Here is a 2,567-nt window from a genome sequence, read left to right on the forward strand (position 1 = left end):
GGGGGTGGGAGTCCTCATCTCGAAGCAGGCTTCCCGCTTAGATGCTTTCAGCGGTTATCCCTCCCGAACGTAGCCAACCAGCCATGCCCTTGGCAGGACAACTGGCACACCAGAGGTTCGTCCGTCCCGGTCCTCTCGTACTAGGGACAGCCCTTCTCAAGACTCCTACGCGCACAGCGGATAGGGACCGAACTGTCTCACGACGTTCTAAACCCAGCTCGCGTACCGCTTTAATGGGCGAACAGCCCAACCCTTGGGACCGACTCCAGCCCCAGGATGCGACGAGCCGACATCGAGGTGCCAAACCATCCCGTCGATATGGACTCTTGGGGAAGATCAGCCTGTTATCCCCGGGGTACCTTTTATCCGTTGAGCGACGGCGCTTCCACAAGCCACCGCCGGATCACTAGTCCCGACTTTCGTCCCTGCTCGACCCGTCGGTCTCACAGTCAAGCTCCCTTGTGCACTTACACTCAACACCTGATTACCAACCAGGCTGAGGGAACCTTTGGGCGCCTCCGTTACCCTTTAGGAGGCAACCGCCCCAGTTAAACTACCCACCAGACACTGTCCCTGATCCGGATCACGGACCCAGGTTAGACATCCAGCACGACCAGAGTGGTATTTCAACGACGACTCCACCCGAACTAGCGTCCGGGCTTCACAGTCTCCCACCTATCCTACACAAGCCGAACCGAACACCAATATCAAGCTGTAGTAAAGGTCCCGGGGTCTTTCCGTCCTGCTGCGCGAAACGAGCATCTTTACTCGTAGTGCAATTTCACCGGGCCTATGGTTGAGACAGTCGAGAAGTCGTTACGCCATTCGTGCAGGTCGGAACTTACCCGACAAGGAATTTCGCTACCTTAGGATGGTTATAGTTACCACCGCCGTTTACTGGCGCTTAAGTTCTCAGCTTCGCCATGACGCATCATGACTAACCGGTCCCCTTAACGTTCCAGCACCGGGCAGGCGTCAGTCCGTATACATCGCCTTACGGCTTCGCACGGACCTGTGTTTTTAGTAAACAGTCGCTTCTCGCTGGTCTCTGCGGCCACCACCAGCTCACACCGCAAGGGTGATCACCAGCAATGGCCCCCCTTCTCCCGAAGTTACGGGGGCATTTTGCCGAGTTCCTTAACCATAGTTCACCCGAACGCCTCGGTATTCTCTACCTGACCACCTGAGTCGGTTTAGGGTACGGGCCGCCATGAAACTCGCTAGAGGCTTTTCTCGACAGCATAGGATCATCCACTTCACCACAATCGGCTCGGCATCAGGTCTCAGACTTCGTGCCAGACGGATTTACCTACCTGGCGTCCTACACCCTTACCCCGGGACAACCACCGCCCGGGCTGGACTACCTTCCTGCGTCACCCCATCACTCACCTACTACCACCTTGGATCGTCGGCTCCACCACTCCGACCTCGTCCGAAGACTCAGCCGGCGGCTTCACGGACTTAGCATCAGAAGGTTCAGCGTTGGCGCTTCAAAGCGGGTACCGGAATATCAACCGGTTGTCCATCGACTACGCCTGTCGGCCTCGCCTTAGGTCCCGACTTACCCTGGGCAGATCAGCTTGACCCAGGAACCCTTAGTCAATCGGCGCACACGTTTCCCACGTGTGTATCGCTACTCATGCCTGCATTCTCACTCGTGAACCGTCCACCACTGCCTTCCGGCGCGGCTTCACCCGGCACACGACGCTCCCCTACCCATCCCAACGGTCGTTGGACCTCATGCTGGAATGACACGACTTCGGCGGTACGCTTGAGCCCCGCTACATTGTCGGCGCGGAATCACTTGACCAGTGAGCTATTACGCACTCTTTCAAGGATGGCTGCTTCTAAGCCAACCTCCTGGTTGTCTCTGCGACTCCACATCCTTTCCCACTTAGCGTACGCTTAGGGGCCTTAGTCGATGCTCTGGGCTGTTTCCCTCTCGACCATGGAGCTTATCCCCCACAGTCTCACTGCCGCGCTCTCACTTACCGGCATTCGGAGTTTGGCTAAGGTCAGTAACCCGGTAGGGCCCATCGCCTATCCAGTGCTCTACCTCCGGCAAGAAACACACGACGCTGCACCTAAATGCATTTCGGGGAGAACCAGCTATCACGGAGTTTGATTGGCCTTTCACCCCTAACCACAGGTCATCCCCCAGGTTTTCAACCCTGGTGGGTTCGGTCCTCCACACGGTCTTACCCGCGCTTCAACCTGCCCATGGCTAGATCACTCCGCTTCGGGTCTTGGGCGCGCTACTGGGTCGCCCTATTCGGACTCGCTTTCGCTACGGCTTCCCCACACGGGTTAACCTCGCAACACACCGCAAACTCGCAGGCTCATTCTTCAAAAGGCACGCAGTCACGACGCACCGAGCAAGCTCGATGCGCGACGCTCCCACGGCTTGTAGGCACACGGTTTCAGGTACTATTTCACTCCGCTCCCGCGGTACTTTTCACCATTCCCTCACGGTACTATCCGCTATCGGTCACCAGGGAATATTTAGGCTTAGCGGGTGGTCCCGCCAGATTCACACGGGATTTCTCGGGCCCCGTGCTACTTGGGTG

General features: G+C 57.5%; 1 rRNA gene. It reads right to left on the reverse strand.

What is annotated here, in order from left to right:
• Positions 1-2,567 (reverse strand): 23S ribosomal RNA (locus IF83_RS0129335); the annotation flags it as partial.

This window comes from Streptomyces albus subsp. albus (assembly GCF_000719865.1).
Classification (GTDB): Bacteria; Actinomycetota; Actinomycetes; order Streptomycetales; family Streptomycetaceae; genus Streptomyces; species Streptomyces albus_E.